14 protein-coding genes are annotated in these 16,469 nt (G+C 50.5%); 11 read left to right on the top strand and 3 right to left on the bottom strand.

Annotated features, from left to right (window positions below; all coding sequences use genetic code 11):
• The first annotated feature begins 66 nt into the window (after positions 1 to 66).
• The 5 genes from M979_RS15950 to pckA all read left to right on the top strand — a co-directional run bounded on the left by M979_RS15950 (position 67) and on the right by pckA (position 6,158).
• Positions 67 to 2,208 carry an intracellular growth attenuator family protein gene (locus M979_RS15950; protein ID WP_064555560.1) on the top strand — a complete coding sequence of 714 codons (2,142 nt, stop codon included), beginning with the start codon at positions 67 to 69 and terminating at the stop codon, positions 2,206 to 2,208.
• 60 nt (positions 2,209 to 2,268) lie between these two features.
• Positions 2,269 to 2,949: a GMP/IMP nucleotidase gene (gene yrfG / locus M979_RS15955; RefSeq protein ID WP_034460295.1), complete on the top strand. Its 681-nt coding sequence runs from the start codon at positions 2,269 to 2,271 to the stop codon at positions 2,947 to 2,949.
• Positions 2,949 to 3,350 carry a ribosome-associated heat shock protein Hsp15 gene (hslR, locus tag M979_RS15960; protein WP_034460297.1) on the top strand — a complete coding sequence of 134 codons (402 nt, stop codon included), beginning with the start codon at positions 2,949 to 2,951 and terminating at the stop codon, positions 3,348 to 3,350. Before yrfG ends, hslR begins: the two co-directional genes overlap by 1 nt.
• Positions 3,351 to 3,374: 24 nt before the next feature.
• A complete protein-coding gene (gene hslO / locus M979_RS15965) occupies positions 3,375 to 4,253 on the top strand; it encodes an Hsp33 family molecular chaperone HslO (protein WP_064555562.1) in 879 nt (292 codons plus the stop codon).
• Positions 4,254 to 4,538: 285 nt separating this feature from the next.
• Positions 4,539 to 6,158, top strand: coding sequence for a phosphoenolpyruvate carboxykinase (ATP) (gene pckA / locus M979_RS15970; protein WP_064555564.1), 1,620 nt, complete (start codon positions 4,539 to 4,541; stop codon positions 6,156 to 6,158).
• 113 nt (positions 6,159 to 6,271) lie between these two features.
• Here the strand turns inward: pckA and envZ are convergent, their stop codons facing one another.
• On the bottom strand, positions 6,272 to 7,624 hold the full coding sequence (envZ, locus tag M979_RS15975) for a two-component system sensor histidine kinase EnvZ (RefSeq protein ID WP_034460303.1): 1,353 nt from the start codon (positions 7,622 to 7,624) through the stop codon (positions 6,272 to 6,274).
• Positions 7,621 to 8,340 carry an osmolarity response regulator transcription factor OmpR gene (ompR, locus tag M979_RS15980; RefSeq protein WP_001157751.1) on the bottom strand — a complete coding sequence of 240 codons (720 nt, stop codon included), beginning with the start codon at positions 8,338 to 8,340 and terminating at the stop codon, positions 7,621 to 7,623. The genes envZ and ompR overlap by 4 nt, the downstream gene beginning before the upstream one ends.
• Before the next feature lie 237 nt (positions 8,341 to 8,577).
• Between ompR and greB the strand changes: the two genes are divergently transcribed.
• The 5 genes from greB to feoC all read left to right on the top strand — a co-directional run bounded on the left by greB (position 8,578) and on the right by feoC (position 14,864).
• Positions 8,578 to 9,051 carry a transcription elongation factor GreB gene (gene greB / locus M979_RS15985; RefSeq protein ID WP_034460310.1) on the top strand — a complete coding sequence of 158 codons (474 nt, stop codon included), beginning with the start codon at positions 8,578 to 8,580 and terminating at the stop codon, positions 9,049 to 9,051.
• Positions 9,052 to 9,171: 120 nt separating this feature from the next.
• Positions 9,172 to 11,502 carry a Tex family protein gene (locus M979_RS15990; RefSeq protein ID WP_064555566.1) on the top strand — a complete coding sequence of 777 codons (2,331 nt, stop codon included), beginning with the start codon at positions 9,172 to 9,174 and terminating at the stop codon, positions 11,500 to 11,502.
• 512 nt (positions 11,503 to 12,014) lie between these two features.
• Complete coding sequence (gene feoA / locus M979_RS15995) at positions 12,015 to 12,239, top strand: ferrous iron transporter A (RefSeq protein ID WP_034460312.1); 225 nt, start codon at positions 12,015 to 12,017, stop codon at positions 12,237 to 12,239.
• Between the two features lie 54 nt (positions 12,240 to 12,293).
• Complete coding sequence (feoB, locus tag M979_RS16000) at positions 12,294 to 14,615, top strand: Fe(2+) transporter permease subunit FeoB (protein ID WP_064555568.1); 2,322 nt, start codon at positions 12,294 to 12,296, stop codon at positions 14,613 to 14,615.
• 9 nt (positions 14,616 to 14,624) lie between these two features.
• A complete protein-coding gene (gene feoC, locus M979_RS16005) occupies positions 14,625 to 14,864 on the top strand; it encodes a [Fe-S]-dependent transcriptional repressor FeoC (RefSeq protein WP_034460314.1) in 240 nt (79 codons plus the stop codon).
• 85 nt (positions 14,865 to 14,949) lie between these two features.
• Here feoC and bioH read toward each other — a convergent pair whose 3' ends face one another.
• Positions 14,950 to 15,720 (bottom strand): pimeloyl-ACP methyl ester esterase BioH, encoded by a 771-nt coding sequence (bioH, locus tag M979_RS16010; RefSeq protein ID WP_064555570.1) that lies wholly within the window; start codon positions 15,718 to 15,720, stop codon positions 14,950 to 14,952.
• A gap of 38 nt (positions 15,721 to 15,758) precedes the next feature.
• Here bioH and gntX point away from each other — a divergent pair, with 38 nt between their 5' ends.
• A complete protein-coding gene (gene gntX / locus M979_RS16015) occupies positions 15,759 to 16,442 on the top strand; it encodes a DNA utilization protein GntX (RefSeq protein WP_064555572.1) in 684 nt (227 codons plus the stop codon).
• Positions 16,443 to 16,469: the final 27 nt, after the last annotated feature.

The raw sequence follows: 16,469 nt of genomic DNA on the forward strand, positions 1-16,469 counted from the left end.
CCAAATGCTTTAAGGGGTGCAACTTGCTGCGTTTTAATAAGAAAACGAGTGTTTGATGGGGAAGGCATGAGCACCTTATTACTTCTTTTAGCTGCTATGCTGGCCTGCATCTTGATTGCGGGGTGGCTTATTTGGCGCAGCCTGCGTTTACGCGCTCATGCTTCACAAGCCCAATCGTTTACTGGCGCAACTTCACGCAAGCTGACCACAGACGAACGCAGCGCCGTTGAAAACTATATTGAATCATTAGACCGCACCCAGGATATCGTGGGGCCTTCAGGCGCCAGTGCTGCACCGACAAAGCTGGTATTGAACTCCCTGAGCAATACAGCGCTTGCTCTCACACGCTCCATCACCCGCTATGGCTTATCAACGGACGACCCGAATAAATGGCGCTATTACCTTGATTCAGTAGAGGTGCATCTTCCGCCATTCTGGGAACAGTACATTACTAACGATAACTACGTTGAGTTGATTCGTACTGAAACCATGCCGTTGGTTATCTCCCTTAACGGGCACACGCTTATCGACTACAGCAGCGAAAATCGTGGTTTTGCACTGGAACAAACACCTCATAGTCAGGCCTCTATCCGCGGCGAAGAAAGCGAACAGATAGAACTGCTCAATATCCGCCAGGAAACGCCTGAAGAGTATGCGCTGAGCCGTCCCGATGGGTTACGCGAAGCCATTCTGATTTGCGTCGCCTTTATAATGCTGTTTTTATGCCTGGTTACGCCTGCAGTTGTATTGCCGTGGTTAGTCGGTGGTGCATTTATGCTGCTGGCTGCGAGCCTTTGGGGGCTATTTGCGCCTCCGGCAAAAAATGCACTGCGCGAGGTCCACTGTCTACGTGGTACTCCTAAGCGCTGGGGGCTTTTTGGGGAATCGAATCAGGATCAGATTAACAATATCTCTTTGGGGATAATTGACCTGATCTACCCTGCGCACTGGCAACCTTATGTTGCTCAGGACCTTGGGCAAAAAACCGATATTGATATTTATCTCGACAGGCATGTTATTCGCCAGGGGCGATTCCTGTCACTGCATGACGAAGTACGCAACTTCCCTATTCAGCATTGGGTTCGCAATCTGGTGATTGCCATTGGAAGCCTGGCCGTTTTGATCATGCTGACAATTTGGGTGCCGCTGGAGATGCCTTTGAAACTGAGCATCTCAAAGCTAAAAGGCGCGCAAACCATCGAAGCGACCACCGTAGCTGACCTCGATAAAACGACGCTTCGTGTTGGTGATACGCTGAAAGTAAACGGTACGGGTATGTGCAATATCCACACTCCTGGTAATTATACCAATCGGCAATCTTATCCGTTTACCCCCTTCGACTGTTCGCAAATCATCTGGAATAACGCCCAAGCGTTGCCGTTGCCTGAATCCGACATTATGGATAAAGCCACAGCACTAACTCAGGCGGTGAGTGGGCAAATTCATCCGCAGACTAGTGACGATTCAAAAGTAAACCCGCAGCTACGTAGCGCTATTCAGAAATCAGGCATGGTGCTGTTAGATGATTTTGCCAGCATTGTGCTGAAAACACAGGCGCTCTGTACCGCAGAAGATGAATGTGTTCGCCTGAAGAATGCGTTGGTCAATCTGGGTAATACCAAGGATTGGGATACGCTGACCAAAAAGGCAGATTCAGGAAAACTCACAGGCGTAAATGTTCTGCTGCGACCGGTTAGTGCCGAGTCACTAGATAACCTGGTCACCACCTCGACTGCACCATTCTTTATTCGTGAAACAGCACGCGCAGCACAGTCTCTAAACAGTCCTGCACCTGATGGATATGTGATTATTAGCGATGAAGGTGGTGACTTGGTAGACCAGCCTTTACCGCCGGTTCCGTTGTATGACATCCCCGCCCAGGAGCAGTGGGGGGAGTTCCAACGTCTGGCCGATATGCTGCTTAAAACCCCATTTAGTGCCGAGGGAATTATTACCGGTATCTATCAGGATGCAAACGGTACGCAGCACATCACCCTGCATAAAATCCCGGACAGCAGCAGCCTGTGGCGCTACATCAGTACTACACTGTTGCTTATCGGCATGATTGCCTGTCTGCTCATTAACGGTGTGCTGGCGATTCGCCGCTACCGCCACAGCCGCAATCGCCTGGCACAAATCCAGCAGTACTACGATAACTGTATGAATCCATCGTTAACCACGATCTCCGCTGTTCGCCCGCTGTTCTAAACGTCACGCGGCAGGTTGTGCTAACCTGTCGCGCAGTTTCCTCTAATCAGGTCCGAACCTATGCATATTGATATTGCCTGGCAGGATGTCGATACCGTATTGCTCGATATGGACGGCACATTGCTGGATCTCGCGTTCGATAGTCACTTCTGGCAAAAATTGGTACCAGAGACAATCAGTGAGCAAAGAAATATTCCATTGGATGAAGCCCACCAGTTGATCGCCCGCGAATATCACGCCGTACAACATACGCTAAACTGGTACTGCCTGGATTTCTGGAGTGAGCGTCTGGGCCTGGACATTTGCGCCATGACTACAGCTCAGGGGCCAAATGCGGTGCTACGTGAAGATACGGTCCCGTTCCTTGATGCTCTAAAATCCTGTGGTAAACGTCGTATCTTACTGACGAATGCTCACCCACATAATCTGGCTGTCAAACTTGAGCACACGGGTTTAGCTCAGCACCTTGATTTATTACTTTCCACCCACACATTTGGTTATCCGAAAGAAGATCAGCGGTTATGGCAAGCCGTTGCCGAGCATACCGGGCTGGAACCCACCAGAACGCTATTTATTGACGATAGCGAACCGATTCTGGATTCCGCCGCAAAGTTTGGTATTCGCTATTGCCTGGGCGTGACCAATCCAGATTCTGGCCAGGCCGACAAAACTTATCAGCGCCATCCGGCATTGAACGACTATCGCCGACTACTCCCGAAGTTGATGTTTAAGGAGTTGTGATGAAAGAGAAATCGTCTGAAGGTGTGCGTCTCGACAAATGGCTGTGGGCCGCACGTTTTTATAAAACGCGTGCTATTGCCCGAGAAATGGTTGAAGGCGGTAAGGTGCATTACAACGGGCAACGCAGCAAACCGAGTAAAATCGTTGAGCTGAATGCCATGTTGACACTACGCCAGGGCAATGACGAGAGAACCGTTAAAGTGCTGGCGGTAACTGAACAACGCCGCCCGGCCACAGATGCCTCGCAGCTTTATGAAGAGACAGCAGAAAGTATCACTAAGCGGGAGAAAGTAGCGCTGGCACGCAAAATGAACGCGCTGACCATGCCCCACCCCGACCGACGCCCGGATAAAAAAGAGCGTCGTGATTTGATGAAATTTAAACACGGTGGCAACGAATAGTTGTCACCTGAATGAGAGAAAATTATGGCTCAACACGACCAACTACATCGTTACTTGTTTGAAAACTTTGCCGTTCGCGGCGAACTGGTAACGGTTTCCGACACCTGGCAGCAAATCATGCAGAACCATGATTACCCAGCCCCGGTGAAAACCATTCTCGGTGAATTGCTGGTCGCAACCAGCCTACTGACTGCAACTTTGAAGTTTGATGGTGATATTACCGTGCAATTGCAGGGTGATGGTCCAATGACCCTTGCGGTGATTAACGGCAACAATAACCAGCAAATGCGCGGTGTTGCGCGTTTTAAAGGTGATATCCCTGCCGATGCGGATCTGAAAACGTTGGTTGGCAATGGCTATCTGGTCATTACTATCACCCCGGCTCAGGGAGAGCGTTATCAGGGTGTTGTTGGGCTTGAAGGCGATACTCTGGCAGCATGTCTGGAAGATTACTTCTTACGTTCCGAGCAGTTGCCGACGCGTCTGTTTATCCGTACTGGCGATGTTGAAGGTAAGCCAGCAGCGGGCGGCATGTTGCTGCAAGTTTTGCCAGCGCAAGATGCACAGGCTGACGATTTCAACCACCTTGCGGCATTGACTGAAACCATCAAGGCTGAAGAGTTGTTGACCCTACCGGCCAATGACGTGCTGTGGCGTTTGTACCACGAAGAAGAAGTGACACTTTACGATCCGCAAAACGTTGAATTTAAGTGTACCTGTTCACGCGAACGCTGTGCCGATGCACTACGAACTCTGCCTGATGAAGAAGTGAATAGCATCATTGCAGAAGAAGGCGAAATCGACATGAACTGTGACTACTGCGGTAATCACTACGTGTTCAATGCCATGGATATTGCAGAGATCCGAAACAACGCATCCCCAGCAGATCCGCAAGTGCATTAATGCCTTTTGCCCTTCCATTTGTGGAAGGGCAAATCTTCGTTTCATAGAATTGAGTGCTTAATCACACCTCGTCCGTTAATCGCACTATTTTTTAACATATTCAGAATATTTTCCCTGCCGTACTAGCTTTTCCTGCCATACTCTCACCCCGTTGTGACTCGCTTCACAGCGTTTTCCGCTATATGGATTCGAGTGGATGCTCAAATCTATGATAGGTGTCGCGGTTAACAACCAATAAACAACCCTACAATCTCAGGCAGTACAAATTGGCTAAGGAGCAGTGAAATGCGAGTTAAAGGCATAACCCCGCAAGATCTCAAGGCTTATGGAATTCATGACGCAAGTGAAGTGGTTTACAACCCCGATTACGACACTCTGTATCACGAAGAACTCAACCCCAATCTGGAAGGTTTTGAGCGCGGCATAGAAACCAATCTCGGTGCAATTGCCGTAGATACCGGCATATTTACTGGCCGCTCCCCAAAAGATAAATACATCGTTCGTGACGACACAACCCGCGATACCTTGTGGTGGGCAGATAACGGCAAAGGTAAAAACGACAATAAACCGCTTAGTGAAGAAACCTGGCAGCATCTAAAAGGTCTGGTCACTAACCAACTCTCTGGCAAACGCCTCTTTATTATTGATGCTTACTGCGGTGCGAATGCAGACACTCGTCTGTCGGTGCGTTTTATTACCGAAGTGGCCTGGCAGGCTCATTTCGTTAAGAATATGTTCATCCGTCCAACCGAAGAAGAGCTTGAAACATTCGAAGCAGACTTTGTGGTGATGAATGGTGCCAAGTGCACCAACCCACAATGGAAAGAGCAGGGTTTAAACTCTGAAAACTTCATCGCCTTTAACCTTACCGAGCGCGTGCAGCTGATTGGCGGCACCTGGTACGGCGGCGAAATGAAGAAAGGGATGTTCTCAATCATGAACTACCTGCTGCCGCTAAAAGGCATCGCTTCGATGCACTGTTCGGCAAACGTCGGCGAAAAAGGCGATGTTGCGGTATTCTTTGGTCTGTCTGGCACAGGTAAAACTACACTTTCTACCGATCCGAAACGCCGCCTGATTGGTGATGACGAACACGGATGGGACGATGACGGCGTTTTCAACTTCGAAGGCGGTTGCTACGCAAAAACAATTCGTTTATCCCCAGAAGCAGAGCCAGAAATTTATAATGCGATTCGTCGTGATGCGCTGCTGGAAAACGTAACGGTACGTGCCGATGGCTCAATTGATTTTGACGACGGTTCGAAAACCGAGAACACCCGAGTTTCTTACCCGATTTACCATATCGAAAACATCGTTCAGCCGGTTTCAAAAGCTGGGCATGCCAGGAAAGTTATCTTCCTGACCGCTGATGCTTTTGGCGTATTGCCACCCGTTTCACGCCTTACGGCCAACCAAACTCAGTATCACTTCCTGTCAGGCTTCACGGCCAAACTGGCAGGTACTGAGCGTGGTGTCACCGAGCCTACTCCAACGTTCTCTGCCTGTTTCGGTGCAGCATTCCTTTCTTTGCACCCAACACAATATGCCGAAGTGCTGGTGAAACGCATGCAGGCGGCAGGTGCACAGGCTTATCTGGTTAACACCGGCTGGAATGGCACAGGTAAGCGTATCTCCATTAAAGACACGCGTGCGATTATCGACGCCATTCTTAATGGTTCTCTGGATGATACCGAAACGTTCACCCTACCAATCTTTGGTCTTGCTGTTCCAACAGAACTGGCAGGTGTGGAAGCCAACATTCTGGACCCGCGTAATACTTACGCATCACCAGAACAGTGGCAGGAAAAATCAGAGCAACTGGCTAAGTTGTTTATCGAGAACTTCGAGAAATATACCGACACTCCGGCGGGTGCTGCCCTTGTAAGCGCAGGGCCGAAGATTTAATTTTCGAATGGCGAATGAGTTTGTAGGGTGGATTAGCGCAAGTGACATCCACCATCTACGCTAACCCGACCAACAAAAAAGCGAACCTTCGAGGTTCGCTTTTTATTTATCACTCAGCTTTCTTTTAGCTGGCTGACCGTTTTGTTCATCGGTAACGGTAAATAAGCCCGTATCCGCAAACCGCCCCGCTCACTAACGCCGATATCCAACAAGCCGTTATGGTTGTCGATAATACGCTGCACAATCGCCAACCCCAAACCGGTGCCGCTGGTACTACGCGCGCTATCGCCACGCACGAAAGGTTGGAACAGGTGTTTGAGCTGGTCAGGTTTAATCCCTGGGCCGTCATCTTCCACCTGGAACCAGGCACGGTTTAACTCACCGCCACTGCTGACTTTAATCCAACCATTTCCGTAACGTGCAGCATTCACCACCATATTGGCCGCAGCACGTTTAATGGATAACGGGTGGATATTGACCAGCAATTCTCCTGCTTGCAGATCGGTGTCGATTTCGCGCTCATAGCCACTTTCAGCAGCCACCACTTCACCCAACACCGTGTTGAGATCGGCGGTTTCCAGTGGCATCTCTTGCCCGGTACGCAGGTAATCGATGAACTGCTCGATTATCGCATTACACTCTTCGATATCTTTGTTAATTGATTCAGATAGATAGCCATCTTCTTCACTCATCATTTCTGTTGCCAGACGAATACGAGTGAGCGGTGTACGCAAATCGTGACTAACACCTGCCATCAATAATGTACGGTCATCGGCCAGTTGCTTCACACCGGCAGCCATATGGTTAAACGCCCGGGTTACAGAGCGCACCTCAGATGCACCATATTCACGAAGCGGGGGCGGAATAATGCCCTTGCCCACTTGTAAAGCAGCATGTTCAAGGTCAACCAAGGGTCGGTTCTGAATACGAATAAATAGCCATGCGCCGCCTATCGCCAGCAGCATTATCGCAAGCGTATAGCGGAACAGCGGTGAGAAGTCACCTTGATGAATTTCAGTCAGAGGAACGCGAACCCAGATATTCGGTGACAGCCACGTCTTCAGCCAGACAACCGGCGAGCTTTTGTTTACCTCAACACGAACTTCGGTTGGGCCACCCAACTGCTGCGCCATTTGATGGCTGAGGAATTCGTAATGCTGCGCCCAGCGTAAACCCGCGTCTTCCGCCGCTTCATTGGAATAAAGAGAGATACCCAATTCACGATAGATTTCACGCCGAAATGCAGGCGGAACCACCAGTTGCGTGCCATCTTCCAGTTGCAGCTTATCGGTCATCAGCATACGGACTTCGTAAGCCAGTACCTTATTAAACTGCTGCAAACTCGGCAGAATTGCGAAGTTCAGCACCACAAGGTAGGTCGTCACCAGGCTGACGAACAGCAAGGTGACAATCAGTAACAACGTGCGTGCAAACGAGCTTCTGGGGGAGAAGCGGACTCGCCTCATGCCTTGGAACCGTCCGGCACGAATACGTAGCCCAGGCCCCATACAGTCTGGATGTAGCGAGGATGCGCAGGGTCTTCTTCAACCATGCGGCGCAGACGAGAAATCTGCACGTCGATTGAGCGTTCCATCGCACTGTATTCACGTCCACGCGCCAGGTTCATCAGCTTATCGCGAGACAACGGCTCACGCGGATGGCTCACCAGCGCTTTCAGTACCGCAAACTCGCCACTGGTTAATGGCATAGGTTCATCTTCACGGAACATCTCGCGAGTGCCAAGGTTCAGCTTAAACTTACCAAACGCAATAACCGCCTCTTCCTGAGAAGGTGCACCAGGCAGTTCATTAGCCTGACGGCGAAGAACAGCACGGATACGTGCAAGCAGCTCGCGCGGGTTAAAAGGTTTTGGAATGTAGTCATCGGCACCAATTTCAAGACCAACAATACGGTCAACTTCTTCGCCTTTCGCGGTAACCATAATGATTGGCATTGGATTGCTTTGGCTGCGTAGACGGCGGCAGATAGACAAGCCATCTTCCCCCGGCAGCATCAAATCAAGCACCATCAGGTGGAAGGACTCACGGGTTAGCAGGCGATCCATCTGTTCTGCGTTAGCAACGCTACGGACCTGGAAGCCTTGTTCGGTGAGATAACGCTCTAGCAGCGCACGCAGGCGCATGTCGTCATCCACGACCAGAATCTTATAATTCTCTTGCATTCTTATACTCCCAAAGGCTCGAACAGTGAGTGCGTATTCTTAAAAAACTGCGACGTTACGACCAGTCAAATCTGGTATATATTCTAGTCGAAATTGTTACAAAGCATATTAAACAGATGGTTATAGGCACTTTTTAGCACAGAACAATGACTTACTTCGCAAATCTCCGGGATTGCCATCACCCTGATATTTCGGTTTAAATCACCGTTAATTGTTTCACCCATGCAAGGCTTGCTGATGAAAACGCCATTAATTACCCGCGAAGGCTATGAAAAGCTCAAACAAGAAAAGGACACCTTGTGGCGTGAAGAGCGTCCAGAGGTGACAAAAAAGGTCACCTGGGCGGCAAGCCTTGGCGATCGCAGTGAAAATGCCGACTACCAGTACAACAAAAAACGCCTGCGAGAAATAGATCGTAGAGTGCGTTATCTCACGAAATGCCTCGAACAGTTGAAAATTGTCGACTATTCACCGCAACAAGAAGGAAAAGTGTTCTTTGGCGCGTGGGTCGAGATTGAAAATGATGCAGGAAACCAGATGCGTTTTCGCATCGTCGGTTACGACGAGATTTTTGGACGCAAAGATTACATTTCTATCGATTCACCGATGGCGCGAGCATTGCTGAAAAAAGAAGTGGGTGACCTCGCCGTTGTGCAGACACCCGCCGGAGAAGCGCAGTGGTACGTTAATGAAATCGAGTATGTGAAATAGCATACAGGCCAGCAACAGAACAGTCCGATTCATCACCTGTCGGGCGCTGCGGCTGGCATTTTTACCCTCCAATCCGTATAACTATCCCCAAATAATTCCGACTAACTCAGATGAAAAGCCATGATGAATGATTCACTCTGCCGCATTATTGCCAGCGAGCTAAAAGCCCGAAACGAACAGGTTGATGCCGCCGTTCGCCTGCTGGATGAAGGGAATACCGTGCCGTTTATTGCACGTTATCGTAAGGAAGTCACCGGCGGTCTGGATGACACGCAACTGCGTCAGCTCGAAACTCGTCTGGGCTATCTGCGCGAATTAGAAGACCGTCGTCAGACGATCCTTAAATCAATTACCGAGCAGGGTAAATTAAGTGACGAACTTGCCGCAGCCATCAACGGCACGCTGAGCAAAACCGAGCTCGAAGACCTCTATTTACCGTATAAGCAAAAGCGCCGTACACGCGGACAGATTGCTATCGAAGCAGGTCTTGAGCCACTGGCTGAATTGCTGTGGAATGACCCTTCCCACACGCCGGAAGAAGCCGCTGCAAGTTACGTTGATGCCGATAAAGGTGTTGCTGATACTAAAGCCGCACTCGATGGCGCACGCTACATTCTGATGGAGCGTTTTGCCGAAGATGCCGCGCTGCTGGCAAAAGTACGTAACTACCTGTGGAAGAACGCGCATCTGGTGGCTACCGTGGTCAGTGGTAAGGAAGAGGAAGGCGCGAAATTCCGCGACTACTTCGACCATCACGAACCTATCGCCACCGCTCCTTCGCACCGCGCCCTCGCCATGTTCCGAGGCCGCAACGAAGGCATTCTACAACTCGCGCTGAATGCCGATCCGCAACACGATGAACCGCCGCGTGAAAGCTATTGCGAACAAATCATTATCGACCATCTCGGTTTGCGCCTGAACAACGCCCCAGCAGATGCCTGGCGCCGTGCGGTAGTGAGCTGGACATGGCGCATCAAAGTGCTGATGCACCTCGAAACCGAACTAATGGGAACCGTACGTGAACGTGCTGAAGACGAAGCAATTAACGTTTTCGCCCGTAACCTCCACGACTTGTTAATGGCGGCACCTGCTGGCTTACGTGCCACAATGGGCCTCGATCCGGGCCTGCGTACTGGCGTAAAAGTGGCGGTGGTTGATGCAACCGGCAAACTGGTTGCCACCGACACCATTTACCCACATACCGGACAAGCCGCAAAAGCCGCTGTTGCTGTTGCTGCACTGTGCGAGAAGCACAATGTTGAGCTGGTCGCTATCGGCAACGGAACAGCATCACGTGAAACCGAGCGCTTCTTCCTCGATGTGCAGCAACAATTCCCGAAAGTCACCGCGCAGAAAGTCATCGTCAGCGAAGCGGGGGCATCAGTGTATTCCGCATCTGAGCTTGCAGCGCTGGAATTCCCTGATCTCGATGTTTCGATCCGTGGTGCAGTTTCGATTGCCCGCCGCCTGCAAGATCCCCTTGCCGAGCTGGTAAAAATCGATCCGAAATCCATCGGTGTCGGCCAGTATCAGCACGATGTTAGCCAGTCACAACTGGCAAAAAAACTGGATGCGGTGGTAGAAGACTGCGTAAACGCCGTGGGTGTGGATCTGAACACTGCGTCTGTGCCGCTACTGACTCGCGTGGCAGGTTTAACGCGCATGATGGCGCAGAACATCGTCAACTGGCGTGATGAGAATGGCCGTTTCCAGAACCGCCAGCAGTTGCTGAAAGTCAGCCGCCTTGGGCCAAAAGCCTTTGAGCAGTGCGCGGGCTTCCTGCGTATTAACCACGGCGATAACCCACTCGATGCCTCCACCGTGCACCCGGAAGCGTATCCGATTGTTGAGCGCATCCTGGCTGCGACCGAGCAAGCACTGCAGGATTTGATGGGTAATGGTGAAGCGTTACGCGGTCTGAGCCCACGCGATTTCACCGATGAACGTTTTGGTGTACCAACAGTTACCGACATCATCAAAGAGCTGGAAAAACCAGGCCGTGACCCGCGCCCTGAGTTCAAAACTGCGAAGTTTGCTGATGGCATTGAAACCATGAACGATCTTCAGCCTGGCATGGTGTTGGAAGGTGCTGTCACGAACGTCACCAACTTCGGCGCGTTTGTAGATATCGGCGTACATCAGGACGGTTTAGTCCACATATCCTCACTTTCTGACAAGTTCATCGACGACCCGCACAAAGTGGTGAAAGCCGGGGATATCGTCAAAGTGAAAGTGATGGAAGTGGATCTGGCTCGCAAACGTATTGCGCTGACCATGCGTCTGGATGAGCAACCGGGTGAGTCCAACCGCCGTGGCAGTGCACCACGCGAGCAAACCGAACGCCGCCCGGCACAGCAACAAAAACCTCGCGGCCGTGAAAACACCAGCAGCAGTACCGGTAACAGTGCGATGAGTGATGCACTGGCAGCGGCATTGGGTAAGAAACGTTAATCCTTAATGCTGATTTCCCCCTCTCCTTTCATCAGGAGGGGGCGGAACAAACCCGAATGTATTTCCTCACAGTTAAATTCAGCACAATTTGCTTGTTTCATTCCCCGCAGCGAATGAATAACATTTCTTTAGCATCCGCAGTAATTCGTCAGAAAATAGAGTGAGTTTGCGATAGATCAATTTTCGCAAAAATATAAAAACACCACTAATATTTATCAAATATGTAACACCTGAAATATCATGACAACATTAAAAGAGATAAAATAATAAAATTATTATTTTAAAACAAATGCAACACACTGTTATTAATGATGTTTATATAAAAATAGCTTATACAGCCAACATATCTAATAAATAAAATCCCTCTGAAAAAATAAATTTAAACGAGTCATTCACCCCAAAAATAATTATTGAAGACAGAAACCATTCTCATTATCATTGATTTGTTCGTTATTTCTCCTCAATGCCCAACGATATTTTTAAATACCCGAGCCCAGCTCTAAGTAGGTCCTATGCGTTTCTTACCAAGTAGTGCGTGGAAGATTACCGGTTTTGCCAGTGAAATTAGCCCGTCATACCGCCAAAAATTATTATCACTCGGTATGTTGCCAGGCTCTTCATTCAACGTTGTACGTGTTGCGCCGTTAGGCGATCCGATTCATATCGAAACACGTCGCGTCAGTTTGGTACTACGTAAAAAAGATCTCGAATTGCTGCACGTTGAAGCCATTGCCTGATTGGCGGGGTGAGCGCTCGCGCTCGTTGCTATTTTCTTTAAGTTCACGAAAAAAATGAAAAAATTAACTATCGGCTTAATAGGTAACCCTAACTCAGGGAAAACCACCTTATTCAACCAACTCACTGGTTCACGCCAGCGGGTTGGTAACTGGGCGGGCGTTACTGTAGAACGTAAAGAAGGCCAGTTTTCAACGCTTGCGCACCAAGTCACACTGGTTGACTTACCTGGCACTTACTCGCTGACCACCATTTCATCGCAAACCTCCCTCGATGAACAAATTGCCTGCCACTACATTCTCAGCGGTGACGCCGACCTGCTCATTAACGTTGTCGATGCGTCTAACCTCGAACGTAATCTCTATCTGACGTTACAACTTCTTGAACTGGGCATTCCTTGTGTCGTTGCGCTCAACATGCTCGACATCGCCGAGAAGCAAGATATTCGCATTGATATCGACGCACTCGCCGCACGTCTGGGCTGCCCGGTTGTACCGCTGGTTTCCACTCGTGGCCGGGGTATGGAAGGCCTGAAACTGGCAATCGACCGCCGCCTACCAAATGCACATAGCGATTTAGTACTTTACCCGCCAAAACTGCTTGAAGAAGCCGACAAACTGGCTACTGAAATGCCTGGCGATATGCCCGCACAGCAGCGCCGTTGGTTAGCACTGCAAATGCTGGAGGGCGATATCTACAGCCGTGAATACGCGGGTCACGCCGCTGACAAATTGGACGCGATGCGTGCACAACTGGCAGCAGAGAACGAAGACCCGGCGCTGCTGATTGCCGATGCACGTTATCAAACTATCGCCGCCATCTGCGATTCCATCAGCAACAGTCTGACCGCCGAACCACACCGTTTAACGGCCATGATGGATAAAATCATTCTTAACCGCTTCCTCGGTTTGCCTGTGTTCCTGCTGGTGATGTACCTGATGTTCTTGCTGGCGATTAACATCGGCGGCGCATTGCAGCCCATTTTTGACGGCGGTTCTGCGGCTATCTTTATCCACGGTATTCAGTGGATTGGCGCCACACTTCACTTCCCAGGCTGGCTGACGATTTTCTTAGCGCAAGGTATCGGCGGTGGTATCAACACCGTGCTGCCACTGGTGCCACAAATCGGCATGATGTATCTGTTCCTTTCGTTCCTTGAAGACTCCGGTTACATGGCGCGTGCCGCATTCGTGATGGACCGCCTGATGCAATCCCTAGGCTTACCGGGCAAATCATTCGTACCGCTTATCGTCGGATTCGGGTGTAACGTGCCATCGGTGATGGGCGCACGTACGCTGGATGCTCCGCGTGAACGCCTAATGACCATCATGATGGCACCGTTTATGTCATGCGGTGCGCGTCTGGCTATTTTTGCAGTATTTGCCGCGGCATTCTTTGGGCAGCAAGGCGCGCTGGTTGTCTTCTCGCTCTATATTCTTGGCATCGTGATGGCGATTCTGACCGGCCTGATGCTCAAGCACACCATCATGCGCGGCGAAGCAACACCGTTTGTGATGGAGCTGCCGGTGTATCACGTTCCGCACCTGAAAAGCCTGCTGCTGCAAACCTGGCAACGTCTGAAAGGTTTCGTGCTGCGTGCCGGTAAAGTTATCGTCATCGTCAGTATTTTCATTGGTGCACTGAACAGTTTCTCGTTTAGCGGCAAAGAAGTGGACAACATCAATGATTCGGCTTTGGCATCAGTTAGCCGTGTGCTGACTCCATTGCTAAAACCGATTGGCGTCCATGAAGATAACTGGCAAGCGACCGTTGGCCTGTTTACTGGTGCAATGGCAAAAGAAGTGGTGGTTGGTACACTCAACACGCTTTACACCGCTGAAGACATGCATGAAGAACCGTTTGATGCCGCAAGCTTCAACTTGCTCGATGAGTTAGGCAGTGCTGCGGGTGAAACCTGGCAAAGCCTGAAAGACACTTTCAGCCTGAGCGTGCTGCTCAACCCAATCGAAGCCAGCAAAGGCGATGGTGAAATGGCAAGCGGCGCAATGGGCGTGATGAGTAGCAAATTCGGCAGTGCGGCTGCGGCCTATAGCTACCTGATTTTCGTTCTGCTCTATATCCCATGTATTTCGGTGATGGGTGCAGTGGCGCGTGAATCAAGCCGCGGCTGGATGATGTTCTCAGTTCTGTGGGGTCTGAACATCGCCTATTCACTTTCCACACTCTATTACCAGACCGTGACATTTAGTGCCCATCCACAGTTCAGCCTGGTCTGTATCCTCGCGGTGGTGTTGTTCAATGTGATGCTGATTGGTGGTTTACGCCGGGCACGTAGCCGTGTGGATGTCAGCCTGATGTCTACACGTAAAACAGTCACAGCTGCTTGCTGTAAAAGCAGCGCTGGCGATTGTCACTAAGGAGAAGGTATGGCGAGCTTAATTGAGATTCGTGATGCACTGGCGCTGCAAGGGCGTATGGATGCGACGCAAATTAGCCAACAGCTCGCGACACCATTGCCGCTGGTTAACGCCATGCTGAGCCGCCTCGAGGCTATGGGCAAGGCAATGCGTATCACAGAAGATCCGAGCGATTGTCTGACAGGCAGCTGTAAAAGCTGCCCTGAAGGTAAAAAATGTGTTCGGGAAATGTGGGTGTTGCGGGCGTAAAGGTTATGTAGATAGTGGATGGCACCAGGGCTTATCCACTCTACAAAACCAATCGCGTAGGTCGGATAAGCGCAGCGTCATCCGACTAAATCTGCTGATGAAACTCTTCAAGTACCCGGCAAACATCCTGCGGGTGCGAAATAAACGGTGCATGGGCCGCTTTAGGGAAAATAATTGCCTCACTTTGCGGCCAGCGCTCGTTCAGTAAACCCGAGATTTTGCGCGGTACCAACCCATCCAAATGCCCATATAAACGCAGGAAAGGCACCGTAATCTGGCTCAGCGCTTCACGTAAATCCGCCGTTTTCAAAATTTCCAGACCACCGTTTAACACCTCAACGCTCGGCATAGGCTGCTCAAGCACAACCGCTTTCAGACGGCGAGCATCCTGGCGCGCAGTTTCTGTTCCCAGCGTTTGTAATGCCAGAAAACGCTCGACAGTTCGTTGAAAGTCTTCACTTAACTGATGCTGGAAGCCAGCCAGAACTTCAGGCTTGATGCCCGGCCAACTTTCCTGCGCAGTGAAACAAGGCGAAGAAGCGATAGTCACTAAACCTTTCACGCGCTGTGGATGGTTTAGTGCAACCTGGCTTGCCACCAGCCCACCTAAACTCCAGCCCAGCCAAATCGCCTGCTCTGGCGCTTGCGCCAACACAATAGTAGCCATTTCTTCAAGAGTAAGCGCGCCGAACCCCTGGCTTCGGCCATAGCCGGGCAGGTCGACAAGATGAAGGCGAAAATGCGAGCTTAGTTCCTCGCAAATGCAATGCCATACTTCCGCATTCAGCCCCCATCCGTGCAGCAGCACAAGATCATCTTTTCCTTCACCTTTTGTCTGCCACCAAAGCTTGCTCATCAGTTACTGTTCTCATTTTTATCTGCAAGGAGGCGAATATGCTAACAGTCCCAGGGCTATGTTGGATATGCCAGATGCCACTCGCTTGCGCACATTGGGGGTTCTGTTCACGGTGTGCCAAAGCATTACCCATTCCACCACCCTGTTGCCCATGCTGTGGTTTACCCTGCGCAAACACCCACTCCCCCTGCGGCCGATGCCTGCAAAAACCACCTGCGTGGAATGCGTTAATATTCGTTACCGATTACTGTCCACCAATGAGTAGGCTGGTTCAACGCTTCAAATTCAATGCAACTGTTGCTCTTGCCCCAGCTTTAGCGCGCTTACTGCTGCTACGTATTCTGGATACAAAACGCCAGTTTCAGTGGCCTAAACCCGATTATATCGTGAGTGTTCCATTGCATTCGCGCCGTGCCTGGCTGCGTGGTTTTAATCAAAGCGACCTGCTGGCAAGGCAGCTCTCACACTGGCTGCAATGCGACTATCTCCCACAGGGCATCAAACGAATTCGAGCCGCGCAAACACAGCATCAGCTTAACGCCCGAATGCGACGCAACAATCTTAAAGGTGCTTTCAGGGTTGATTTTCCGGTAGCAGGCCGCCATATAATTATTGTGGATGATGTCGTCACGACGGGCAGTACGGTGGCGGAAATTGCGCAGATGCTGAAAAAGCAGGGCGCGGCGACTATCCAGGTGTGGTGCCTTTGTCGAACCTTGTAGACCCTCGATGATGGGCGTATTATAACC

Origin of the sequence: Buttiauxella noackiae ATCC 51607 (assembly GCF_001654865.1) — a bacterium.
Taxonomy (GTDB): Bacteria; Pseudomonadota; Gammaproteobacteria; order Enterobacterales; family Enterobacteriaceae; genus Buttiauxella; species Buttiauxella noackiae.